Genomic DNA, 22,628 nt, shown 5'->3' with positions numbered 1-22,628 from the left:
TGTGCTCAGCGAAACCGGTGCCGCGCCCGATTCGGTCGATCTCGCCGAGTCGGACCGCGGCACGCAGGAGCAGCCGGCATCGTGGTCGGCGCGGGTGGCGGCGTTCGTCGTCGACGTGCTGGTCGGCCTCGGCGTGGTGACCGCCTTCGTGCTGGTGGCCTGGTCGACTGCGCAACGCGACTGGCTGTGGTGGCTGTGCGTGTCGGCGGCAGCGGTCGTGTTGTTGTCGATCGCCGTGAACCGCCTGTTGCTCCCCGGGGTCACTGGCTGGAGCCTGGGGCGCGCACTCACCGGTACTGCCGTGGTGCGCCGCGACGGCAGTCCCGTCGGACCGTGGCGGCTGCTGGTCCGCGATATCGCCCATCTGCTGGACACATTGGCGCTGTTCGTCGGCTGGCTCTGGCCGCTGTGGGATCGGCGGGGCCGGACATTCGCCGACCTGTTGGTTCGCACCGAGGTCAGACGCCGCGACGATGCGCCGGCGCGGGCCGGGCGCTTCGCGCTGATCGCCGTCTGCGCGGCTGCAGTACTTGCCGTAGCGGCCGCAGTGCTGGGCTACACCGTGGTGTACCGCAACGACTTTCGGGCCGCTGCGGCCCGTGAGCAGATCGCGGTGGCGGGTCCCAAGATCGTCGAGAGCATCCTCAGTTACGACCCGGCGACTCTGCAGGCCGACTTCGATCGCGCGCAGTCATTGGTCACCGACGGCTACCGACCGCAGCTGGTGGCCCAGCAGCAGTCGATCACGGCAGGCACCAAGAAGGCGCCGATCGTGGCCAACGATTACTGGGTGACCAACAGTGCCGTGCTCAGCTCGACCGAACACGACGCCACCATGCTGATCCTGATGCAGGGTCAGCGCGGGGTGGCGCCCGACATGCGGACCATCACCGCGACGGTCAAGGTCAACTTCCAGAAGTCCGGCGACGGCCAGTGGCAGGTTGCCGCGCTGACGGTGCTGGCGAAACCGAAGCCCGGTGGGGGCGGCCGGTGAGCCCGCGCCGCCGGATCGACGGCGCCGTGGCGTTCGAACAGCGGCCGCCGCGTCGGCGCCGACGGTGGGGTCTTGGCCTGGCCATCTCGGCGGCGGCGTTGATCGTCGTCGCCGCGGTCGCGGCGAGTGCGCTGGTATTGATCACGCATGAGAAGGACCGGCGCGCAGCCGTCAGGGAAGTTGCGGCTATCGACTATGTCCGGTCGTTCATGACGCAGTACACCTCGTTGGATCCGTACCACGCCAACGACTATGCCGATAAGGTGCTGGCCCAGGCGACGGGGGAACTCGCCAAGATGTACAGCGACCGGATGAACGAGATCGTCATCCAGGTGGCCCGGGCCGAGCCGACGAAGGGCGTGGTGCTCGACGCCGGTGTCGAGCGCTGGAATGACGACGGCAGCGCTGACGTGGTGGTGGCTACGCAGGTCACGACGCTGCTGCCGGACGGTAACCGCACCGAGAGTGGAAATCGTTGGGTGGCAACGGCGATACAGGAAGGTAACCAGTGGAAGATCAGCAATCTGCTGCAGGTGATCTGACCGGCAGCGCCGAGTCCGTCGAGGTCCCCGAGTCCGCCGAGGTCCCGGAGGAGACCGACAGCGCGCGTCGGCGGCACCGCATGCCGGTCGGTAAGGCGCGGCGGCAGAGTGCGCCGGCGTCGCTCGCCGAGGATGCCGAACCCGCCGAACCCGGCCCCGAGGAACCCGAACCCGCCGAGGCCGAACCCGAACCCGCCGAGAACGAGGGTGCCGAGACCGACATCGAGCCGCCGACCGCGGCGGATGATGCGACCGGTCGGGTGGTCTTCGTCGAGCGCAAGCCGCCGGGCGGGCGGGCGCCGATCGCGATAGCGGTGGCGGTCGCCCTGTTCATCGGCGCGGGTGCCTTCGCCGGGGCAATGCTGCAGCCGTACCTGGCCGACCGGGCGCTGGTCGACACCAAGCTGAATATCGCCCGTACCGCTGCGGACGCGATCACGACGTTGTGGACGTACACGCCGGACAACATGGAAGCGCTGGCCGATCGGTCAGCCAGATTCCTCGGCGGTGATTTCGAGGCGCAGTACCGCAAGTACGTCGACGCGATCGTCCCGACCAACAAGCAGGCGCAGGTCACCAACACCACCCAGGTGGTGGGTGCGGCCGTCGAATCACTGTCCGGGTCAGACGCGACCGCGATCGTCTTCACGAACACCACGTCGACCAGCCCGCTGACGAAGAACATCCCGTCGATGAGGTACCTGTCCTACCGACTGACGTTGACACGTGACAATGCACAATGGCTGGTCACAAAGATGACCACGATTACCTCGCTGGACCTCACCCCGCAACTGTGAGTGACATTTCCGACAATCTGACTTATCCGTCAATAATGTGGTCACCGTCGTGTACATTTCGACCACGCGAGCCGAAGCATTCGGTGTCGGCGACAGAATTCGGCGATGGTGTGGGCCTTGGCGGCCCGTGACCGTCGCGGAAACGACTCGGGGCAATTCGCCCGTCGGAGTCGGGGGCGGACACCGGGCAGGTGACTTGGCCAATGGCCGTCGCCTCCCCGGTGTCTGAAAACCGGCCGACTAAGGTCGGATCATGCCCAGTGTTCTCGTGACCGGAGCCTCCCGCGGGATCGGTAGATCTATCGTCGCGCGTCTTGCCTCCGACGGGTGGGACGTGTTCGCCGGCGTCCGCACCGACGCCGACGCGGCCGCTGTTTCTGCGATTCCGCGGGTGCGCGGGGTCCTGCTTGATGTGACCTCTGGCGAACACGTTGCGGCACTGGCTGATTCGCTACCGGACCGGCTGGATGGGGTGGTCAACAATGCCGGCATCGTGGTCGGTGGTCCACTGGAAGCCCTCAGCGTCAACGAGTTACGGCGACAGCTCGAGGTCAATGTGATCGGGCAACTCGCGGTCACGCAGGCGGTCCTGCCGCGGCTTCGCCATTCGCGGGGGCGAATCGTCTTCATCTCCAGTGTCAACGGCAAGATCGCCACGCCGATGATCGGTGCTTATTGTGCGTCGAAATTCGCACTCGAAGCCGCGGCGGATGCGTTGCGAATGGAGTTGCAGCCCTGGCACATTCAAGTAAGTGTGGTGGAGCCGGCGCAGACCGCCACTGATATCTGGGACGATGCGGAACGGACCGTCGAAGAGTTGGAGGCCGCGATGACGCCCGGTCAGCGCGTGTTGTATGCGAAACACGTTGCGGGCTTCCGGAAAATGATCCCGATGTCGCGCAAACTGGCCGTGCCCGCAGAGAGGGTGGCTGATGTCGTTCACGGAGCGTTGACGGCGCGACGGCCGCGTGCGCGGTACGCGGTGGGTCTCGGCCCGAGGCTCCAGATTGCGCTGATCGGCAACCTGCCGACCCGGGCGACGGACATCGTCCTGCGGAAGGCCTTCGGGCAACCGTGACACCGTCGGGTGGGCATACCAAGAGTTATTGACAGCTATGTCATTTTCTGTCGTGGAGCTGCAGGAAAACTGATTTCAGCAATTGCCTGCGCAGGTTTTCTGCGGTGTTACGATCCTGAAATCAGCCTGAGAGACCGGGCAAAAGGAGTGCTCCAATGGCATCCAAGCACCGTAAGCGCTCTCGGTCCGCCAACCGGGCCGCCACCGTCGGGGTTGCCGCGGCCACCGTCACGGCTCTCATAATCGGTTCGGCTCCGCCGCAGCGGGCAAACTCTGCGACGCCGCCCGGTCGCGGTGTCGAGGCGCCGCCGGTCGAACTGAGCGCCGCCGCCGCCGGACTGGTCAGCGCGCTGGCCGCGACAACGGGTACACCGGGCCTTCCTCCCATGCAATTGGCGCCAGGAGCGCCCGACCCCGCATCGATTCCCGATCTGAGCTTCGGGCTGGGAACGCGGGGTTACGACCTCGTCCAGACACTCGCCGCGGCGCTGGAGTCGGGAATTCTCGACAACGTCAACCTGTCGGGATTGCTGCAGTACCTCGGCTACGACCCGACCAGTGCCATCAACACCGCGCTCGGCAACCTGCTCACCCAGGCCCTGAGCGGCGTGCCGGTCGATCTCAGCGGTGTGCCGGTGCTCGGTTCGATCCTGACCGGGGCCGGGATCACCAACGTGGCGGCCGTGCTCAATCTGCTCGGATTCAATCTCGCCGATCCGCTCAACCTCGCCGGCGTGCCCACACCCGGTATCAACGTCATCACAGCCGGCGGGCCGTTCACTCTGCTGAAGTTCCTCGGGGTGGATCTGGGCTGGGTGCCCGGGTTGCCGAACTCGGTCGCCGAGGAGATCAACGGCACGCCGTATCTCGAAGTCGGCGCACTCGGAGTGCTCAGCACGCTGTTGGCTGCGTATCCCGTTCCGCCGCTAAAGAACACCGTCGCGAATGCCACCCTGCAGGGGCTGATAGCCACGGTCAAGTTGCTCCCGGGCGGTGACCTCAACGCAATCGACGTGCGCGTGCCCCTGGTGGCGGGCTTCGGGCTCGGCGCCTTCGCCGCCGGAATGGCTTACCCCCAAGTCGTCGAACAGCTCGCCGGCCAACCGGGCGGCGCAGACTTCACGGGTACCAGCCCACTGGCGGGCAGCCTCACGATTTTGCCGCTGGTCCTGCTGCGTAATCCCGGCCGCGCCAACGGTGGTGTGTTCGCCCGCTTCTACCCCGAGGCGGCACTGCTGGGTATCGATACCGTCACCCCGGATACCGAGGTGAGCAGCAGCACCAACCCGGATAACCAGCTGGACGCGCCGGTCGGCACCACCGGCATCGTCGCCGGCGGGGCGAACCTCGTCCCGATCAAGCTCGACGGCACCGTCGAATACGATCCGCTCTCGGACTTCCCGGCGTGGCCGAACCCGATCTCGCTGGCGAATTCTGTTGCCGCTCTCTTCTTCCCGACCTACCTCCTGCGCGGTATCACCGCCGCCAGCCTGACCGAGGTTGTCGATGGCCAGCTGAACCCGCAACTCGACGCCGCACTCGCCAACACCAGTGGCCCGCTCGCGCTGAACCTCTACCTGACGGTCCCCGTCAACGACGCGCTACCGCTGCTGGAACCGATCAGGTTGCCGATCGACGTGATCAACCTCTTTACGGGTGCAAACCTGAACAACCCCATCGCCACCGCCCTGGAGCCGGTGCTGACCAGCCTGGTGAACCTCGGCTACACCGATGTGCAGCGCAACGTCGTCAACGGTGTGCCGGAGTATGACCGCACCCTCGACCAGGCGAATGTCATCACCCCATTCGGCTCGTTGCCGCAGAACATCAACTGGGGTCAGGTCCCCGGTGATCTGTTCCAGCAACTGGCGGCAGGTGTCCAGAAGGCGATCGCCGACGGGCTGGTCAGCGATACCCCGGTGGTGAATCCGCTGGCGACCCTGGCCCAGCTACTCGGTATCGACGGCCTGCCGGGCGAAGGGAGCGCGACGGCTCAGTTGAGCGCACCGAAGGCATTGGTGGCCAACACTACTGGCAGCAGGGCTACTCACGCAGACACGGCGACCACCAGCATCAAGCCGGGGGCGCCCGCTCAGGCCGACAACTCCGTCAAGGCCGCGACCGCCCGCACCGAGGCCGTCGCCAAGCGAGCGCAAGACAGTGTCGACGCCACCCAGAAGAAGGCAACCGACGGTCTGGACACGACCGCCACGGACGGGCAGAAGCAGATTCAGAACGTGGCCAAGAGTGCACAGCGCAATGTGCAGAAGACGGGTAAGGCCGTGACCGGCGCTGGCAAGGCCGGCAAGTCGGCTGCGAAGGACAGCACCAGCGACGGCGAGTAAGGCCTGCGGCGGGCATACTCTGTTGCGTGCGCACCTTCGTCAAACGCAACGCGTCGGCACCCTCGGGTTTCTTCGCGTTCGAAGCTGCGGGCCTGCAATGGCTTTCGGCGGCCCCGAGCGGCGTCAGATGCGCCGAGGTGGTAGCGCACGATGACGTGAGTCTCACGCTGGGATATCTGGAATCGACCCGTCCGACGCACGAGGCCGCTGAGCAGTTCGGTAATCGGCTCGCGCGCACTCACGCCGCCGGCGCGGCCGGCTTCGGTGTGCCACCCGAGGGATGTTCGGGCCCAGGCTTTTTCGGGCCACTGCAAAGCCCGCTACCGATGAGTCTCGGCGAGCACGGTCGCTGGGGTGAGTTCTACGCCGACGACCGGTTGCTCCCGATGGCGCAACGGGCCGCGCATCGGCTCGATGATAGTGCGCTATCCGCCGTCGAGGCGGTGATAAGCCGTTGCCGGGCAGGCGACTTCGACGATGACGAGCCACCCGCCCGCATTCACGGGGATCTGTGGAGCGGCAACGTGATGTGGACGCCGACCGGCGTGGTGCTCGTGGACCCCGCCGCACATGGTGGACACCGCGAGACCGATCTGGCGATGCTCGGACTGTTCGGCTGCCCGTATCTTGACATCATCGTCGAGGGGTATCGGTCCGTACATGTGCTCCGGGCGGGCTGGCGGGATCGGATCGGCTTGCACCAGCTGTTCCCGCTGCTCGCCCACGTCGCACTGTTCGGCGGCGGCTATTCGCGACAGGTTGAGGTCGCTGCTCACAGCGCACTGAAAATCAGTTGAACGCAAGCCAACTGGGCAACGCACGTTCGTGCGAGTCGCACAGTACGGCCATGGTGTCACACGAGCCTTTGGGCGCACCGGCGCCGGCCCACATGCCGCCGGTGTCGCGGCGCAGCACGATCGACGACGAACCTCCACCGTCCAGCCCGACCGCCACATCGCTGCCCAGGCTGCGGAAGAGGTCCTGCATGTTGTCCAGTGTGTAGTTGCCGCCCTGGAACACATACATCTCGTCGCGCTGCTGGGAGTATCCGATGGCCGTGCGGGCTGCGCTGGGTCCGGGGTCGTTCATCTGACCGGTGTGCCCCGGGCCCAGCAGCCCGAACCCGCTGACCGCGACGAAGCGGGAGCCCTTGTCGAGCAGACCTTCGATTGTCGAGGACGCGGCATCGAAGTCGTCGGGACCTTGCGGCCACACGACGTACGGTGCGCCGCCTACCGGAAGGATCATGGTAGTCAGGGCGATCCAGTTCTCGTCGCCTCCCGAAAGCGCTTGTTTGCCTGCATAACTCACGTTGCCGGTGACTGCGGTGTTCACCCGGCCCTGGCCGTTGGTGCTGTCCACGTAGGCGCCGAGCGGCGAGCTGCAGCCGGTGGTCTTCCAGGAGCCGCCCTGCTGCCCGCGAATGTCGAAGAAGTTGGCATTGATCGCGATGGCCGGCTGCCCCAGCGCCTGCCACGCGGCCAGCGGCGTGTAGATCTCGGACGCCTGATACAGCCCCTCGTTCGTCCGCGCACCCGGCGTGCGTTCGCACCGGGCCTGATAGCCGGTGTGGGAATCGACCAATAGGCGCGGGGTTAGCCGCTTCGACGCTGCCTTGATGGTCATCAGACGCCCACCGTTGCTCATCTCGTATGTGCTGCCGTCGGCCTTGAGCATCGGGGCGGGAAAGCCGCTGCCGAAGTTGTAGACCAGATACGAGCCCCGCGTGTTCGCGATCGCGTTTGCCAGCTGCTCGCGGGCGTCGGCCTGCGCCGCGGGCATGGCAGTGAGTGCTGGGCAGAGTGTGAGCGTGGCGCAGAGTGCGGCGAGGCGGCGGACAGCTGCGGCTCGGATGATCACGTTGCTGTCCTCTCGATCCGCAAAGCGAGTGTGGGATAACAGACACAATAGTCACAGCTGTCACACAGTCAACTTTGATAACAGGGCGATGACGATTCGAGATCGAGCGAATCACGTTCGCTCACAATGTGTTTGCTGGAATCGCTGGTCAGCGTCCGGGCGGCGCCAATCGGTAGACCGCGCCGGCGTCGTCATCGGTGATGTAGACCGCACCGTCCGGACCGGCGACCGCCGCCACCGGGCGTCCCCATCGACTGCCGTCGGCGTCCTGGAAACCGCCGACGAGGGTCTGCTGGTTCCCGAGGCCGCCGTCGCGCCAGGGATAGAACGAGACTTCCGGCGCCCGCGGTGGCTGGCGGTTCCACGAGCCGTGCACACCGATGAGGGCGCCGCTGCCATAGGGTGCGGGCAGGTCGGCGAAGCTCATCCCCAGCGGGGCGGAGTGCGCGCCCATGCTCTGCTCGACCGGCGGCAGCGCTGTGCAGTCCAGTTTCGTGCCGTCGGCATTGGTCTGCACGTCGCGGATGAACGGAAGGTCGGCCGGTCCGCCGTCGGGATTGCAATAGGGCCAACCCAATTCACGCCCGGGGGTGAGAAGGGCGACGGACTCGGGCGGGTGGTCGTTGACGTACTCGGTCAGGACCTGGCCGAAATCCGGCCCGGCCTCCGGGTATTCGACGTTGTCGCGATTGTTGACGGCGGTCCAGACCGAGCCGTCGGGCGCGACGGCCAGCCCGGTGCCGTTGCGGACCCCGGTCGTGAACGCCGCGGCGGGCCCGCCTTCCGGTGGGACGCGCATGATGGTGGCTCTGGGCGGGGATGCGTCCCGGTCCTGCTCGGAGATGTTGCCGGTCGAGCCGATCGAGAAGTAGATCGCACCGTCAGGGCCGATCGCGACGCTTTTGAGTGCATGTGAGTAGGCGCCCCGGAGGTCAGGGCTTTTTGCGTCGGGCAGTCCTGGAGCGGCGACGCGTGGTCCGGTCGCCTGCCCGTCGACGTACTGATAGGCGTCGACCTGACCGCTTTCCGCGACGTAGAGCGTGGCGCCTGCGAAGGCCAGGCCGTGGGGCTGATCCAATCCGTCCAGCAGAACGCTGGATTCGGGTGCGCCCCCCGGTCGCGGCGTCAGCTTGACCACCTGTCCGGTGGAGGGCAGCGAGATCAGGAGCGCACCATCGGGCATCCAGGCCGCCAGGCGCGCCTTGGGTACCCGCGCCCAGACCGACAGCGACCAGCCCGGCGGCACCATGGCCTGGCGGGCGGTGTCGAACGGTGCCTGCCCGAGTCCGGCCGGCACCTCGACGGTGACCTGCGCCAGTCCGTGCGACGCCGGTTGGGTGGGCGTGCTCGAGCTCGCGCCAGGAGAGCTGGTCGAGATGGGGGACGGTCCCGCGCAGGCCGCGACCAGTACGGTCGCGGCGAGCGCCGTCGGTTTAGCCAGCCAAGCCGGCATGCATTTCCCAGAGCAGGATCTCGGCGGGCTCGGTCGCGGTCACCCGCTGCCCACCTGAGGCGGTGAATCGCACCGCGTCACCTTCGTGCAGTTCGCCAGCGCCCTCCAGCGTGACATCGCCGCGCGGGATGAACAGGTGCAGGTATGGGGCGTAAGGCAATTCGATGCTCTCACCGGGCTGCAGCCGCGCACCGCGTAGTGCGGCGTATTTGTTTTGGATCGAGATCGCCGTCTCGTCCTTGTACTGCGGCATGCCGGAGGCGATGGTCACCAGGCCCTTGCGCAGCAGCTCGTCGTCGACCTCCTGCTGCTGGTAGCCGGGCGTGATACCGGCTTCGTCCGGGACAACCCACATCTGAACGAAATGCACCGGCTCTGAGTGGGTTTCGTCACCGGTCAGAGTCCAGGAGTCGTTCTTCTCCGAGTGCAGAATGCCGCGGCCTGCCGACATCCGCTGCGCCAGGCCGGGATAGATGACACCCGAGTGGCCGGTGGAGTCCTGGTGGACCAGTGAGCCACGCATGACCCACGTGACGATCTCCATATCGCGGTGCGGGTGGGTTTCGAATCCGCTGCCGGGCTTGACGGTGTCGTCGTTGTTCACCAAGAGCAGGCCGTGGTGGGTGTTGGCGGGGTCGTAATGGCTGCCGAACGAGAACGAGTGTTTCGAGTCCAACCACGAGATCTTGGTCTTGTCGCGATCTGCGGCGCGGCGAACATCGACGATGGGTGTGGTGGTGCTGGTATGCGAGCTGGTCATGGTCATCACTCCTTGTGACGTGGCTGCCAGCCTAGGCGGTCGCCGGGCGGCATGCAGTGAGCAACCTAGATGACGTGTCATGTATTCCGGTAGTGTCTCCGTATGTGGTTGAGCGACGAGCAGCAACACGTGTGGCGCAACTACTTGACGATGGTCGGCCGATTACAAGTGGCGATGCACCGGCGGCTGCAGGACGACTGCGGCCTGTCATTGGCCGACTACGACGTGCTGGTCGCCCTCGACGAGCGCTGCCCGATCCGGGTCGGCGAACTCGGCGACGTCCTGGGTTGGGAGCAGAGCCGGCTGTCGCATCAGTTGCGCCGGATGCGGGAACGCGGGCTGCTCACCCGCGAGGGGCGCGCCGACGACCGTCGCGGAGCCAACGTCGACCTCACCGACGGGGGCCGGGCGGCATTGGCTGCCGCCGCGCCGGGGCACGCGGAACTCGTGCGGTCGGTGGTTTTCGACGGCATGGGCACACAGGAGCTGCGGGCACTCGCCTCGCTGACCGAACGGGTGCTCGGCCGGCTGGGCTGAGTGGTGAATTGTGCGGGCGCCGCAGGTCGGTCAGAGTTCCTGATGTGTTGGCGATGCGGGACTTGAATGACTACCCGAACGTCCACTTAGAGAGCACTTTTCGTCGAGGAACGTGTCTTAAGTGGACCTTCGGCGGGGAGAAATGAGTGGATTGTTCCTGGGTAGCGAAGCGCTGGCTGCCGGCATGGTGACCCGACGGCGCCTGCGTCGCGACCATCAACTGGTCTATCGCGACGTGTATCTACCGAAAGGTGAGGCCCTCACCGCGGCCTGGCGTGCGGAGGCGGCGTGGCTTTGGTCGGGGCGCCGCGCCGTCGTGGCCGGGAAATCGGCGGCGACACTGCACAGGGCGAAATGGGTCGATGCTCGGTTGCCCGCAGAGCTCATCCGCCGGAGCGGAAAAGGTGTGCAGGGCATCACGATCTACCGCGACGGGCTGCGTGCAGACGAGGTGCAAGCCGTACGTGGAATATCGGTGACTACGCCAGCGCGTACGGCGTTTGATATCGGTCGGCGAAATCAGCTGATAGACGCAGTTATCCACCTCGACGCACTGGCGAATGCGACCGGTCTTGGCCCATCTGAGGCCGCCGACCTCACGAAGCGCCACAGCGGCGCTCGCGGAGTGACTCGACTCCGGCGGGCGCTGGAGCTGATGGATGGCGGCGCGGAATCGCCACCGGAGACGCGCACCCGGATGCTTCTCGTCGAAGCCGGCCTGCCCAAACCGCAGACCCAGATTCACGTCTATGACGAGGGCGGCTACCCCTTCGCGCGTATCGACATGGGGTACGAGGACTGTCTCGTCGGCGTCGAATACGACGGTGAACAGCACTGGACTGACCCACAGCGGCGGGCCCATGACATCGACAAAAGTGTGGAGCTGACCGAGCACGGCTGGATCATCGTGCGGGTCAGCGCCGACATGTTGCGCTACCGGCCGTGGGTGGTGGTATCCCGAGTGGTCGACGCCCTGCGGGCCGCAGGATGCCCCTGGCTTGCCGAGTGTCCACTTACCACCCGGTTTGCCCGAGGAAACGTGTCCTAACTGGACACTCGGCGCGGGAGCTACAGGTTCTCGGGCAGGCCGAATCGCGGGAACAGCGACACATCCAGGAACGCGACGACATGTGAGATCCCGCCGGGCTTGATGTCGAGCACATGCAGCTGAAATGGCAGGTGCTGACCACTTGCCTTGTCCAGCATGTACATCGCGGCGGCGGGTTGGCCGTTGGCGGCGGTGCGGATGAATTTCATATCGCCGGGCTTCTCGGCCGGGCACTTCTCGCGTGAGAGCCTGCCGATGTTCTCCGGCCCGCGGTACCACTGGGGGAACGGTGGCATTTCCCAGATGGCATCGGCGGTGAACAGCGCGACCAGCGTGTCGATGTCGTAAGCCTCGAACGCCGCGATGTAACAGTCCAGCAGGTCCCTGGCCGCGGGCTCGTCGGGCGGGGCGATCGTGTCGTCCAGGCTGGGGCCGACCTCGGCGAGCTGAGCGTGCGCCCGCTGCAGCAGGCTGTTGACTGCTGCCGTGGTACTGCCGACCGCGTCGGCAACCTCGGCGGCCTTCCACTGCAGAACATCGCGCAACACCAGCACCGCACGCTGACGTGGCGGCAGGTGCTGGAGAGCGGCGACGAACGCCAACCGCACCGATTCGCGGGAGCCGACGATCACCGAGGGATCGGCGGGATCCTCTCCACCGTCGGGTATCGGTTCGAGCCAGGGCACCTCGGTGCGCTCGGTGATGTCATCGCTGGGGTCCGAACTCGGTGCGCCCAACCCGGTCGGTAGCGGGCGCCGCCCGCGACCTTCGAGCGCGGTCAGGCAGGTGTTGGTGGCGATCCGGTGTAACCACGTGCGGACCGTCGATTTACCCTCGAACCGGTCGTAGGCCTTCCAGGCCCGTAGGAAGGTTTCCTGCACCAGGTCTTCTGCATCGTGCAGGGAGCCCGTCATTCGGTAGCAGTGCGCCAAGAGTTCGCGCCGGAAGCGCTCGGCGTCGGCGAGAAATGCGTCCCTACCCTCGGCTGTGCCGTGTGACGAGCCACCGAGTGACGAGCCACCGTGATCGAGGGTTCCTGCGAGCACGCTCACCTGGCCGAGCTTACCCAGCCGTGGTGACAAAAACGGCGCAGTAGTGACAGCTACGCTGCCTGGATGGCCACCACCCGGACCGAACGTAGCTTTGATGGCGTCGGCGGCGTCCGCATCGTGTACGACACCTGGACGCCGGACGACTCGCACGGGCAAGGGGGTGCGTCGGGCCCCAGCGGGGTAGTGGTCCTCTCCCACGGCTTCGGCGAGCACGCACGCCGCTATGACCACCTCGCGCAGCGGTTCGGTGATGCCGGACTGGTGACCTACGCGCTCGACCACCGCGGCCACGGCCGATCCGGTGGCAAGCGGGTCTATCTCAAGAACATGTCGGAGTTCACCGATGATTTCGGCACCCTGGTCGGCATCGCCGACACGGAGTACCCGACGCTGCCCACGATCGTCCTCGGCCACAGCATGGGCGGCGCCATCGTCTTCGCCTACGGCACTGACCACGTGGACGACTATGACCTGATGGTGCTCTCGGGTCCGGCGGTCGCGGCGCAGGCCGATGTGTCGCCGTTGCTCACCATCGTGGGCAAGGTGGTCGGCTCGATTGCGCCCGGCGTGCCGGTGCAGGAGCTCGACGCCAATGCGGTCTCGCGCGATCCCGCGGTGGTCGCGGCCTACAACGCCGACCCGTTGGTCCACCACGGAAAGGTCCCGGCGGGTATCGCCAAAGCGCTGCTGGAAGTCGGCGAGACGATGCCGCGTCGGGCGGTAGCGATCACCAAGCCGCTGCTGGTCGTGCACGGCGAAAAGGATCGGCTGGTCCGCGCGACGGGCAGCGAACGCCTCGTCGACTGCGTCGGCTCGCAAGACGTGCACCTCAAGGTGTATCCCGAGCTGTACCACGAGGTGTTCAACGAGCCCGAACGTGACCGCGTACTCGACGACGTGGTGGCCTGGATCGAGGCACGCCTGTGAAAGCGGTTGTCGCCGTTTGGCTCTCGCTTCTCCTGGTGGTCGGTCTCGGGACGGCGTGTTCGTCGAAGGACAGTTGGGTCGAGGACGAGGTGACGTTTACCGCGGACGGGTTGACCATCCACGGCACCTACCGCCATCTCAAGAGCAACTCCGTGGGGCCGGCAGCGCTGCTCATCTCCGAGAGCGGCAACACCGACCGCAACGGTGACAACGCGGTGGTCGGTCCGGTCGGCAACATGCGTCAACTCGCCACCTACCTGTCCGACCACGGGGTGGCGACGCTGCGCTACGACAAGGTCGGCACCGGCAAGACCGGCCTCGGCCCGTACGCCAGCCACCGTGCCGACGTCGGGAGCGCGGTCTACACCACCGGAGCCAAGGCGGCGGTCCGCTTCCTCGCCGACCAATCCGGCACCGACAAGGCCCGCATCTCCACGTATGCGATCGGCGAGGGCACCACTCACGCGATGGCACTGGCCACCGACACCGACCCGGCTGCACCGAAGATCCATTCGCTCGGATTGCTGTTACCGCTGACGGGCCGCTACCTCGATCTGATCACCGGCCGGGTGAACGCGGACAACGCCCTGCAGTTGAAACAGGGTTCCAAGACCCAGCAGCAGGCCGACGGAGTGCTCGCGGCCTGGACGGATGCCGTCAACCAGGCGCGCGCGACCGGGACCGTCCCGCCGGGCCAGTTGCCCGACGGTCTCAGCGCCGTTCTCAACCCGAGCAATGTGAAGGCCGTCGTCGAACAGGACAAGATCGACCCGGTGGCCGAGGCCCAGCACATCCCCGCCGGCACGCCCGTCCTCCTGGCCTGCTCCGATACCGACAGCCAGGCCCAGTGCACGGCGACGACGGCACTGGCTGACGCGCTGGCGCACACCGCGCTGACTTTCGTCCAGCTCAAGGGTGTCAGTCACGTGCTGCGCGACGACCCCGCCGACAACGCCGCCAACTACGCCAAGCAGGATCCGCTGTCCCCGCAGCTGATCACCGCGCTGGATCAGTTCGTCACCAAGTAGGCTTCCTGCCATGACTAAGACGGTGGTTGCCACGGGCTACGGCGGACCGGAAAAGCTTGCGGTACAAGACATCGTGCTTCCCGAACCTGGTCAGGGGCAGGTGTTGATCGACGTCAAAGCCGCGGGCACCAACCCCATCGACTACAAGCTCTACAGCGGTTATATGGGTGATGATCCTGCCGCGTTGCCGATGCCGGTGGGTATGGAGGCCGCCGGTGTCGTGGCCGCCGTCGGCCCTGGAGACACCGTCGGGTACACCGGAGCGCTGCAGGTCGGCGACGAGGTGATCGCCACCAATATCAGGGCCGGTTACGCCGAGCAGGTGCTCGTCGACGCCGCCGAGGTCGGGCACAAGCCTGCTGCTCTGTCCTTCGAGCAGGCGGCCGGTCTGCTGTTGGTCGCCGAAACGGCCTGGCACCTGTTGGTGAAAACCAGAGTGGGGACAGGTGACACCGTGCTGATCCACGGCGGCGCCGGTGGCGTCGGTCTGATGGCCGTCCAGTTGGCGGTCGCTCGCGGCGCCACGGTGATCGCCACGGCCAGCCCGAAGAACCACGAGCAACTCCGCAAGTACCACGCGCAGCCGGTTGCCTACGGTCCGGGACTGGCCGACCGGGTCCGCGGCATCGGCCCGGTCACGGCAGCTCTTGACCTGGTCGGATCCGACGAGGCGCTGGATACCTCGGTCGAGCTCGTCGCCGATAAGAGCCGGATCGCGACGATCGCCGGTTTCGCCCGGGCCGCAGAGTTGGGCATCCAGGCACTCACCGGCGCCGACGGCGGACAGGAGATTCGCGACGCCTCCCGGGCCGAACTGCTCACGTTGGCCGCGGCCGGTGAGCTGAGTGTCATCGTCGACAAGGTCTTCCCGCTCGAGGCGGCGGCCGATGCGCATCGGTATCTGCAGACCGGGCACGCGCAGGGGAAAGTCGTACTGGTCCCTTAGCGTGGCCCCATGACCGACGACAAGATGCTGGCGCGTATCGCCGCCCTTCTGCGCCAGGCCGAAGGCACCGACAACGCCCACGAGGCGGAAGCGTTCATGGCGGCGGCTCAACGCCTCGCCACGGCCACCTCGATCGACCTCGCCGTGGCCAGATCGCATTCCGCGAAACGTTCTGCCGCACAAGAACCGACACAACGCACGATCACCATCGGCGAACCCGGCACCAAGGGGTTGCGCACCTACGTCCAGTTGTTTGCGGTGATCGCCGCGGCCAACGACGTCCGCTGTGATGTGGCGTCGAACTCGGCGTATGTCTACGCCTATGGTTTCGCCGAAGACATCGACGCCACTCACGCGCTCTACGCCAGTCTGGTGGTGCAGATGGTGCGGGCCTCCGACGCCTACGTCGGGTCGGGTGCGCACCGGCCGACCCCGACGATCACCGCGCGGCTGAACTTCCAGCTCGCATTCGGCGCTCGGGTGGGTCAACGTCTCACCCAGGCTCGCGACGACGCCCAACGCGATGCCAAGAGAGACAGAGCCACCGCGCCCGGTACGGCTATTGCGCTGCGCGACAAGGAAATCGAGCTCAAAGACCATTACCGCAACGCGTCGAAGGCGCGTGGCACCTGGCAGGCTTCACGAGCCTCGGCCGGGTACTCGTCGGCCGCGCGGCAGGCGGGGGACCGGGCAGGCAAGCGGGCCCGGTTGGGCAGCAGCCCCCAGTTGCCCGGCGCGCGATCGCCGCTGGAGAAGTGAGCGAACGCGATTCGCAGCGCTCCAAGGTCTACGCCGCCGAGGAGTTCGTGCGGACGTTGTTCGACCGCGCCGCCCAGCACGGCGCCCGCGGTATCGACTTCTTCGGCGCGTCGCTGACGCTCCCACCTGAAGCCCGCTTCGGCTCGATCGAGGCCGTTGCGCGCTATGTGGACGAGGTGTTGACGCTGTCCGCGGTGGCGCAGCGGTGGCCGTCCGCGGGTGCGCTGCGGGTCAGGGCCCGGCGCGGCGCCACTGCCGCACATTACGAAAATGCCGACGGGACAGCGATTATCGCCGTGCCCGACCGCCGATCTGCGGACTGGGCAATGCGTGAGTTGGTGGTACTGCACGAGGTCGCCCATCATCTTCACCCCATGGAACCGGCCCACGGGCCGGGTTTCGTCGCTACATTCTGTGAGCTCGCCGAACTGGTGATGGGCCCAGAGGTCGGGCACGTGCTGCGTGTTGTCTATGCGAAAGAAGGGGTGAAGTGATGGATGATCAGAAGGCCGTCGATCAACTACTCGATGATGTTCTGCTCGGCGATGATCCGGCTCTGACCGCGGCACTGGCCGATTCCGCGGCAGCCGGTCTGCCGCCGATCGAGGTCACCCGGCAGGCTGCGCACTTCCTGTCGCTCTTGATCCAGATGTGCGGAGCCAGAAGAGTATTGGAGATCGGCACTCTCGGTGGCTACAGCACGATCAGCCTGGCCCGTGCCGTCGGACCCCAAGGAAGGGTGGTCACACTGGAATTCGAGCCGCGGCACGCCGAGATCGCCGCGGCGAACCTCGAACGCGCCGGCATCGCCGATCGCGTCGAGATTATCGTGGGCGCGGCACTGCTGACGCTGCCGAGGCTCTCCGGTGAGTTCGACTTCGTCTTCATCGACGCCGACAAGGAGAACAACTCCGCCTATGTGCAGTGGGCGATCGACCTGGGGCACCCCGGCACGGTGATCGTCGTCGACAACGTCATCCGCAACGGGCGCGTGCTCCATCCCGCTGCCGATGATGCCCAGGCCACGGCGGTCCGCGCGATGTTGGAGATGATGGGTCGTCATCCTCGGCTCGACACCGCGGCCATTCAGACCGTCGGCGGCAAGGGCTGGGACGGATTCGCGTTGGCGCTGGTATCGGGCTGAACGCTGCGCTAATGCTGCTCGCCCGGTGACGTCCCGGTGGCGTCCCGGTGGCGTCCCGGTGTCGTCCCGGTGTCGTCCCGGTGTCGTCGTAGTGATGCGGCTTTGTTATGCGCCAGGTACTGCTTCTGGCTGGGCGACGGGCCTATCGTGGATCGCCGGAAGCCGCAAAGGCGAACGCGGCGGTGCGCCCACTCGCGGCGCGCGACTTCGGAAACATCCGGCAAAAGTGTCTTTGACCTGCCAATTTTTGCTCCCAAAGTGCTATTTTAGCTATGAGTCGATTCTGGCCACCGATGCGTGTGATGTGTGATTTAGACCGCGGTTGGCACTTTCAGCAAATTTGTTGCTATCCTCGTCGAATATTGTTGACATCGGCGAGTGGCGGGGTTTTGAATGCGCATCACGTGGAGTAGTCGCGTGCTTCGTTGGTGTGCTGTGCTGGTCGTGGCCGCCGTCAGCGTGTCCGCGTGCGGAAGGGCCGGCGGCGCCGACACCGACCGGGATCAGGCAGCCAAGGACGGGTTGGCGCTGACGGCGTTCACCTCCTCGCAGCCCGGCTGGAATGCGGTCATCCCCGCGTTTCTGGCCAGCCCACAGGGTGCCGGGATCAAGATCGAACCCACCTACGGCGGGTCCGGTGTGCTGGTGCAGAACATCAAAGACGGCAAACCTGCCGACATCGTCAACCTCGCCGATGCGCCGAGCATTGATCAACTCGTGCAGGCCGACAAAGTGACCCGAGACTGGAACGCGGGCACCGCGGCAGGTAGTCCGTTCGGGTCGGTGGTGACCTTCGTTGTGCGCGAGGGAAATCCGAAGAACATCCATAACTGGGGCGATCTGCTCCAGCCGGGGCTGCAGGTCGTCACGGCCAATCCGGTCCTCACCGGTTCCGGCAAGTGGGGACTGGTCGCGGGCTACGCGGTGATGAGCAACGGCGGTCAGGACCCGGCCGCCGGGATGGCCTTTCTCAACGCCCTGGTGCTCGAGCACATCAAGGGCGCCGGCCCGGGCACTGGCCGCGAAGCGGCGGACAACTTCGCCAACGGCGCCGGGGACGTGCTGCTGACCACCGAGGCGAACGCCCTCGAGCTCGAACGAGCCGGTAAGTCCGTCGAGCACGTCATCCCACCGCAGACGCTGCGGGTGGACAACGTGGTGGCCGTGGTCGAGGACGGCCCGCATGTCGACGCGGCGAGCCGGCTCAACGACTTTCTCTATACGGCCGATGCGCAACGGTTGTGGGCGCGAGCCGGCTTCCGGCCGACTGATCCGGCGGTAGTCGCCGAATTCGCCGGTCAGTACCCGGCGCCGGAGAAGTTGTGGACCGTCGCCGACCTCGGCGGCTGGCGTTCGATCGATCCGAAGTTCTTCGACAGCGAAAACGGTGCGGTCACCAAGATTTTCAACCAAGCCGTTAGCTAAACCGCCACTGGGCTATGTCGATAATGTCCGTAAATATGCGCTCATACTCTATTTTGTTACTTCGGCGCTATTTTTAGCAAAGTTTGATAGCGTGGTCGCTACCCGTTGAACTCATCGGCATGGCAAGGACTGACATGAGCATTACGCACCGTCGCCGCGTGCTCCATTGGACTTCGATTCTTCTGATACTGCTCGTGGCCGCTACGGGTGTCTCGGCCTGCGGGAAAGCGGGCGGCGTGGACACCGAGCAGGGCAAAACGCCCAATAATGGCCTCGCGCTGTCCGCCTTCACCTCCGCGCAGGCAGGCTGGAATGCCGTCGTTCCGGCGTTCCTCGCCAGCCCGCAGGGTGCGGGGATCACGATCGACAACCCCGACTACGGCGCCTCGGGTGATCTGGCCCAGGCCATCATCGACGGTCACTCCGCCGACCTGGTGAACTTCTCCGATGAGCCTTCCGTCAACCGGCTCGTCCGGGCGGGCAGGGTGGCCTCGGACTGGAACGCAGGCCCCGCGAAAGGCAGTCCGTACGGCTCGGTGATGACACTGATGGTCCGCGCCGGCAATCCGAAGAACATTCACGACTGGTCCGACCTGCTCCAGCCCGGGCTGGAAGTCGTCACCCCTAACCCGGTGCTGTCCGGCTCCGGCAAATGGGGATTGCTCGCGGGCTACGCCGCCATCAGCAACGGCGGACAGGACCCGGCAGCGGGGCAGGAGTTTCTCAGGGCGCTCGTCCTCGAGCACGTCAAGATCGCACCGTCGACCGCCCGTCAAGCCACCGATGCATTCCTGCAGGGCGAGGGCGATGTGCTGATCACCGCGGAGAGCGGCGCCATCGACGCCGAGCGGCACAGCCAGGCGGTCATTCACGTCACGCCGCCGCAGACGATGGCGGCCGACAACCTGGTGGCGATCATCAAGGACGGCCCGCACGTCGATGCCGCCACCCGGCTGAACGACTACCTGTACACGCCTGACGCGCAGCGGTTGTGGGCGCGGGCCGGATTCCGGCCGTCGGACCCCACCGTTGCGGCGGAGTTCGCCGACGAGTTCCCCATGCCGCAGAAGCTGTGGACCATCGACGATCTCGGCGGCTGGAACGCGACCGACGCCCGCTTCTTCGACAGCCAGAACGGCACGATCACGAAGATCTTCAAAGAAGCCGTGCAGTAAGCGCCGGTCGGCTCAGCCGCAGACCGCACCCTGGGCGGCCGACCCGACCAGCTTCCGGTACTTGGCCAGCACGCCGGTTGGGTACTTCGGCGCCGGTGGATTGAAACCCGTCTTGCGCGAATCGAATTCGCCGGCGTCGACGAGCAGGTCCAGGGTGCCCTTGCCGACGTCGAGACGGATCTTGTCGCCGTCGCGCACAAAGGCGATGGGTCCGGCGTCGACGGCCTCGGGCGCGATGTGCCCGACGCAGAGGCCGGTGGTGCCTCCCGAGAACCGGCCGTCGGTCATCAGCAGGACGTCCTTACCCAGGCCCGCGCCCTTGATGGCACCGGTGATGGCCAGCATCTCGCGCATGCCGGGACCGCCCTTGGGGCCTTCGTAGCGGATGACGACGACGTCGCCGGCGACGATGGTGCCGTCCTCCAAGGCGTCCATCGCCTTGCGCTCACCGTCGAAAACCCTTGCGGTGCCTTCGAACACGTCGGAATCGAAGCCGGCCGACTTGACCACGGCGCCCTCGGGTGCCAGTGAACCGTGCAGGATGGTGATGCCGCCGGTGGGATGGATCGGATTGGCGAGTGCGCGCAGCACCTTGCCGTCTGGGTCCGGTGGGGCGATGTGTGCGAGGTTCTCGGCCATCGTCTGCCCGGTGACGGTCAGGCAGTCACCGTGCAACAGGCCGGCGTCGAGCAGCGCCTTCATGATCACCGGGACGCCCCCGATCTTGTCGACGTCGTACATCACGTGCTTGCCGAATGGCTTGACGTCGGCCAGGTGCGGGACCTTCGCGCCGACGCGGATGAAGTCGTCGAGGGTCAGCTTGACGTCGGCCTCGTGGGCGATCGCCAGCAGGTGCAGCACCGCGTTGGTGGACCCGCCGAACGCCATCACGACCGCGATGGCGTTCTCGAACGCCTCCTTGGTCATGATGTCGCGGGCGGTGATACCGCGCTTGAGCAGTTCGACGACGGCCGCGCCGCTGGCCTTGGCGAACCCGTCGCGGCGACGGTCGGTGGCGGGCGGGGCGGCGCTACCGGGAAGCGACATGCCGATCGCCTCGGCCGCACTGGCCATGGTGTTCGCGGTGTACATGCCGCCGCAGGCGCCCTCACCCGGACAGATGGCGCGCTCGATGGTGTCGACGTCTTCGCGGGACATCAGCCCGCGCGAGCAGGCGCCGACAGCCTCGAAGGCGTCGATGATCGTGACGTCGCGCTCGCTACCGTCGGACAGCACGGCCTTGCCGGGCATGATCGAGCCGGCATAGAGGAAGACACTGGCCAGATCCAGCCGAGCGGCGGCCATCAGCATGCCGGGCAGGGACTTGTCGCAACCGGCGAGCAGAACGGACCCGTCGAGGCGCTCGGCCATCATGACCGTCTCGACGCTGTCGGCGATGACCTCGCGGGAGACCAACGAGAAGTGCATGCCCTCGTGGCCCATCGAGATGCCGTCGGACACCGAGATGGTGCCGAATTCCATCGGGAACCCGCCCGCGGCGTGCACGCCCTCCTTGGCGGCCTTGGCCAGGCGGTCAAGGGACAGGTTGCACGGGGTGATCTCGTTCCACGACGACGCGACGCCGATCTGCGACTTGACCCAGTCGTCGTCACCCATGCCGACGGCTCGTAACATGCCACGGGCGGCGGTCTTCTCCAGGCCGTCGGTGACGTCGCGGCTACGAGGCTTGATATCGGGGGCAGATCCGGACGGACCCGAAGAGTCGGAGGGCATCGCATAAGTATGCCTCTGTGGTATCGGTCACCAAAATCAGTTAGGCATACCCCACTGGGGTATCGGGTACGGTGGGTGCCATGACGCGTCTGCTCTCGCTCACCCCTGCTCGGATCGTCGCGGTCTTCGCTGCTCTGGCAACTGCGCTGGTGATCTCCGGGTGCACCAGCCCCTCGGCATCCGACGGCCACGCCGACCATACGCACGCCGAGACCACGCCGGCGATCAGTGGGCAGCCTGCCGGATTCAACGCCGAGGACGTGACTTTCGCCAGCGGAATGGTCCCACATCATCAGCAGGCGATCGAGATGTCGGCGCTGGTCCCCACGCGCAGCACCGATCCGCAGGTGATCAAGCTCGCCGCGGCCATCTCCGCCGCGCAGGAACCGGAAATCGAGACGCTGAAGGCCTTCCTGGTGCAGTGGCAGGAGAATCCCGACGACAACACCGGGCACGGCGATCATGGCGGCATGGCGATGAACGGCATGGTCGACGACGCCACGATGAAACAGCTCGAGTCGCTCACCGGCGCCGAGTTCGACAAACTGTGGCTGCAGTCGATGATCGGCCACCACCAGGGCGCGATCGAAATGGCCAACACCGAGATCGCCAAGGGTGCCAACGCCGACGCCAAGACGCTCGCGCAGCAGATCGTGACCGATCAGGAGGCCGAGGTCGCACAGATGAAACAGATGTTGGGCACCGGCTAAGAGAAAGGGGCGGTGGCAATGGAACCCTCGGAGCGCGGCTATTCGCCGAACAAGGACAACTACGCCAAACGCTTGCGCCGCATCGAAGGTCAGGTTCGCGGTATCGCGAAGATGATCGAAGAGGACAAGTACTGCATCGACGTGTTGACCCAGATCAGCGCGGTGAACAGCGCCATGCAGTCGGTGGCGCTCGGCCTGCTCGACGAGCACCTCGGCCACTGTGTCAGCCATGCCGTCGCCGAGGGCGGCGAGGAGGCGGAGGCGAAACTCGCCGAGGCGTCCGCGGCGATAGCCCGGTTGGTTCGTTCCTGAGG

23 protein-coding genes are annotated in these 22,628 nt (G+C 66.2%); 18 read left to right on the top strand and 5 right to left on the bottom strand.

What is annotated here, in order from left to right:
- The first annotated feature begins 1 nt into the window (after position 1).
- The 6 genes from H7J73_RS06835 (at position 2) to H7J73_RS06810 (ending at position 6,553) form a co-directional block, all read left to right on the top strand.
- Positions 2-994, top strand: a complete 993-nt coding sequence (locus H7J73_RS06835) for an RDD family protein (RefSeq protein ID WP_435405440.1) — start codon at positions 2-4, stop codon at positions 992-994.
- Positions 991-1,536: an Rv1363c family protein gene (locus H7J73_RS06830; RefSeq protein WP_264066526.1), complete on the top strand. Its 546-nt coding sequence runs from the start codon at positions 991-993 to the stop codon at positions 1,534-1,536. Before H7J73_RS06835 ends, H7J73_RS06830 begins: the two co-directional genes overlap by 4 nt.
- Positions 1,503-2,333 (top strand): mammalian cell entry protein, encoded by an 831-nt coding sequence (locus H7J73_RS06825; protein WP_264066525.1) that lies wholly within the window; start codon positions 1,503-1,505, stop codon positions 2,331-2,333. The genes H7J73_RS06830 and H7J73_RS06825 overlap by 34 nt, the downstream gene beginning before the upstream one ends.
- Before the next feature lie 253 nt (positions 2,334-2,586).
- Positions 2,587-3,411, top strand: a complete 825-nt coding sequence (locus H7J73_RS06820; protein WP_264066523.1) for an SDR family NAD(P)-dependent oxidoreductase — start codon at positions 2,587-2,589, stop codon at positions 3,409-3,411.
- 155 nt (positions 3,412-3,566) lie between these two features.
- A complete protein-coding gene (locus H7J73_RS06815; RefSeq protein WP_264066521.1) occupies positions 3,567-5,756 on the top strand; it encodes a PE-PPE domain-containing protein in 2,190 nt (729 codons plus the stop codon).
- A gap of 26 nt (positions 5,757-5,782) precedes the next feature.
- Complete coding sequence (locus tag H7J73_RS06810) at positions 5,783-6,553, top strand: fructosamine kinase family protein (protein WP_264066520.1); 771 nt, start codon at positions 5,783-5,785, stop codon at positions 6,551-6,553.
- Here H7J73_RS06810 and H7J73_RS06805 read toward each other — a convergent pair.
- The 3 genes from H7J73_RS06805 to H7J73_RS06795 form a co-directional block, all read right to left on the bottom strand.
- The gene (locus tag H7J73_RS06805) at positions 6,546-7,538 is read right to left on the bottom strand and encodes a phosphodiester glycosidase family protein (protein WP_276031011.1); all 993 of its coding nucleotides are present in this window, start codon (positions 7,536-7,538) and stop codon (positions 6,546-6,548) included. The genes H7J73_RS06810 and H7J73_RS06805 overlap by 8 nt on opposite strands.
- Positions 7,539-7,764: 226 nt before the next feature.
- Entirely contained in the window at positions 7,765-9,069 is a 1,305-nt protein-coding gene (locus H7J73_RS06800; RefSeq protein WP_264066518.1) for a PQQ-dependent sugar dehydrogenase, read from the bottom strand.
- Positions 9,050-9,829, bottom strand: a complete 780-nt coding sequence (locus H7J73_RS06795) for a pirin family protein (RefSeq protein WP_264066516.1) — start codon at positions 9,827-9,829, stop codon at positions 9,050-9,052. The genes H7J73_RS06800 and H7J73_RS06795 overlap by 20 nt, the downstream gene beginning before the upstream one ends.
- Positions 9,830-9,931: 102 nt before the next feature.
- On the opposite strand from H7J73_RS06795, the gene H7J73_RS06790 reads away from it, so the two are divergent.
- Together H7J73_RS06790 and H7J73_RS06785 are read left to right on the top strand one after the other, a co-directional pair.
- The gene (locus H7J73_RS06790) at positions 9,932-10,366 is read left to right on the top strand and encodes a MarR family winged helix-turn-helix transcriptional regulator (protein ID WP_264066515.1); all 435 of its coding nucleotides are present in this window, start codon (positions 9,932-9,934) and stop codon (positions 10,364-10,366) included.
- Positions 10,367-10,508: 142 nt separating this feature from the next.
- Complete coding sequence (locus H7J73_RS06785) at positions 10,509-11,414, top strand: type IV toxin-antitoxin system AbiEi family antitoxin (protein WP_264066513.1); 906 nt, start codon at positions 10,509-10,511, stop codon at positions 11,412-11,414.
- A gap of 20 nt (positions 11,415-11,434) precedes the next feature.
- On the opposite strand, the gene H7J73_RS06780 is transcribed toward H7J73_RS06785, so the two are convergent.
- Positions 11,435-12,496 carry a sigma-70 family RNA polymerase sigma factor gene (locus H7J73_RS06780; RefSeq protein ID WP_264066511.1) on the bottom strand — a complete coding sequence of 354 codons (1,062 nt, stop codon included), beginning with the start codon at positions 12,494-12,496 and terminating at the stop codon, positions 11,435-11,437.
- A gap of 33 nt (positions 12,497-12,529) precedes the next feature.
- Here H7J73_RS06780 and H7J73_RS06775 point away from each other — a divergent pair, with 33 nt between their 5' ends.
- The 8 genes from H7J73_RS06775 to H7J73_RS06740 all read left to right on the top strand — a co-directional run bounded on the left by H7J73_RS06775 (position 12,530) and on the right by H7J73_RS06740 (position 19,870).
- Positions 12,530-13,393: an alpha/beta hydrolase gene (locus H7J73_RS06775; protein ID WP_264066510.1), complete on the top strand. Its 864-nt coding sequence runs from the start codon at positions 12,530-12,532 to the stop codon at positions 13,391-13,393.
- Positions 13,390-14,421, top strand: a complete 1,032-nt coding sequence (locus H7J73_RS06770; RefSeq protein WP_264066509.1) for an alpha/beta hydrolase family protein — start codon at positions 13,390-13,392, stop codon at positions 14,419-14,421. The genes H7J73_RS06775 and H7J73_RS06770 overlap by 4 nt, the downstream gene beginning before the upstream one ends.
- Positions 14,422-14,431: 10 nt before the next feature.
- Positions 14,432-15,367, top strand: coding sequence for an NADP-dependent oxidoreductase (locus H7J73_RS06765; protein ID WP_264066507.1), 936 nt, complete (start codon positions 14,432-14,434; stop codon positions 15,365-15,367).
- A 9-nt stretch (positions 15,368-15,376) separates the two neighbouring features.
- Positions 15,377-16,126 carry a DUF2786 domain-containing protein gene (locus tag H7J73_RS06760; RefSeq protein WP_264066506.1) on the top strand — a complete coding sequence of 250 codons (750 nt, stop codon included), beginning with the start codon at positions 15,377-15,379 and terminating at the stop codon, positions 16,124-16,126.
- Positions 16,123-16,620, top strand: coding sequence for a TIGR04338 family metallohydrolase (locus H7J73_RS06755; RefSeq protein ID WP_435405434.1), 498 nt, complete (start codon positions 16,123-16,125; stop codon positions 16,618-16,620). The genes H7J73_RS06760 and H7J73_RS06755 overlap by 4 nt, the downstream gene beginning before the upstream one ends.
- Positions 16,620-17,270 carry an O-methyltransferase gene (locus tag H7J73_RS06750; RefSeq protein WP_264066505.1) on the top strand — a complete coding sequence of 217 codons (651 nt, stop codon included), beginning with the start codon at positions 16,620-16,622 and terminating at the stop codon, positions 17,268-17,270. Before H7J73_RS06755 ends, H7J73_RS06750 begins: the two co-directional genes overlap by 1 nt.
- A 444-nt stretch (positions 17,271-17,714) precedes the next feature.
- Positions 17,715-18,695, top strand: a complete 981-nt coding sequence (locus H7J73_RS06745; protein ID WP_264066504.1) for an extracellular solute-binding protein — start codon at positions 17,715-17,717, stop codon at positions 18,693-18,695.
- Between the two features lie 134 nt (positions 18,696-18,829).
- The gene (locus H7J73_RS06740) at positions 18,830-19,870 is read left to right on the top strand and encodes a sulfate ABC transporter substrate-binding protein (protein WP_264066503.1); all 1,041 of its coding nucleotides are present in this window, start codon (positions 18,830-18,832) and stop codon (positions 19,868-19,870) included.
- Between the two features lie 12 nt (positions 19,871-19,882).
- Here H7J73_RS06740 and ilvD read toward each other — a convergent pair whose 3' ends face one another.
- Positions 19,883-21,604, bottom strand: coding sequence for a dihydroxy-acid dehydratase (gene ilvD / locus H7J73_RS06735; protein WP_264066502.1), 1,722 nt, complete (start codon positions 21,602-21,604; stop codon positions 19,883-19,885).
- A gap of 80 nt (positions 21,605-21,684) precedes the next feature.
- Here ilvD and H7J73_RS06730 point away from each other — a divergent pair, with 80 nt between their 5' ends.
- Entirely contained in the window at positions 21,685-22,314 is a 630-nt protein-coding gene (locus H7J73_RS06730; protein ID WP_264066500.1) for a DUF305 domain-containing protein, read from the top strand.
- Between the two features lie 18 nt (positions 22,315-22,332).
- The gene (gene ricR, locus H7J73_RS06725) at positions 22,333-22,626 is read left to right on the top strand and encodes a copper-sensing transcriptional repressor RicR (protein ID WP_264066498.1); all 294 of its coding nucleotides are present in this window, start codon (positions 22,333-22,335) and stop codon (positions 22,624-22,626) included.
- The last annotated feature ends 2 nt before the right edge of the window (positions 22,627-22,628 follow it).

It is taken from the genome of Mycolicibacterium komossense (assembly GCF_025822605.1).
GTDB lineage: Bacteria > Actinomycetota > Actinomycetes > Mycobacteriales > Mycobacteriaceae > Mycobacterium > Mycobacterium komossense.
The sequence above is the reverse complement of the archived record's forward strand: the minus strand, read 5'-3'. Positions and strand labels throughout refer to the sequence as shown.

Coding starts and splice junctions, on each gene's coding strand:
- H7J73_RS06820 (WP_264066523.1), top strand. CDS start 2,587: ATGCCCAGTGTTCTCGTGACCGGAGCCTCCCGCGGGATCGGTAGATCT.
- H7J73_RS06815 (WP_264066521.1), top strand. CDS start 3,567: ATGGCATCCAAGCACCGTAAGCGCTCTCGGTCCGCCAACCGGGCCGCC.
- H7J73_RS06805 (WP_276031011.1), bottom strand. CDS start 7,538: ATGCCCGCGGCGCAGGCCGACGCCCGCGAGCAGCTGGCAAACGCGATC.
- H7J73_RS06800 (WP_264066518.1), bottom strand. CDS start 9,069: ATGCCGGCTTGGCTGGCTAAACCGACGGCGCTCGCCGCGACCGTACTG.
- H7J73_RS06795 (WP_264066516.1), bottom strand. CDS start 9,829: ATGACCAGCTCGCATACCAGCACCACCACACCCATCGTCGATGTTCGC.
- H7J73_RS06790 (WP_264066515.1), top strand. CDS start 9,932: ATGTGGTTGAGCGACGAGCAGCAACACGTGTGGCGCAACTACTTGACG.
- H7J73_RS06785 (WP_264066513.1), top strand. CDS start 10,509: ATGAGTGGATTGTTCCTGGGTAGCGAAGCGCTGGCTGCCGGCATGGTG.
- H7J73_RS06775 (WP_264066510.1), top strand. CDS start 12,530: ATGGCCACCACCCGGACCGAACGTAGCTTTGATGGCGTCGGCGGCGTC.
- H7J73_RS06765 (WP_264066507.1), top strand. CDS start 14,432: ATGACTAAGACGGTGGTTGCCACGGGCTACGGCGGACCGGAAAAGCTT.
- H7J73_RS06760 (WP_264066506.1), top strand. CDS start 15,377: ATGACCGACGACAAGATGCTGGCGCGTATCGCCGCCCTTCTGCGCCAG.
- H7J73_RS06750 (WP_264066505.1), top strand. CDS start 16,620: ATGGATGATCAGAAGGCCGTCGATCAACTACTCGATGATGTTCTGCTC.
- H7J73_RS06740 (WP_264066503.1), top strand. CDS start 18,830: ATGAGCATTACGCACCGTCGCCGCGTGCTCCATTGGACTTCGATTCTT.
- ilvD (WP_264066502.1), bottom strand. CDS start 21,604: ATGCCCTCCGACTCTTCGGGTCCGTCCGGATCTGCCCCCGATATCAAG.
- H7J73_RS06730 (WP_264066500.1), top strand. CDS start 21,685: ATGACGCGTCTGCTCTCGCTCACCCCTGCTCGGATCGTCGCGGTCTTC.
- ricR (WP_264066498.1), top strand. CDS start 22,333: ATGGAACCCTCGGAGCGCGGCTATTCGCCGAACAAGGACAACTACGCC.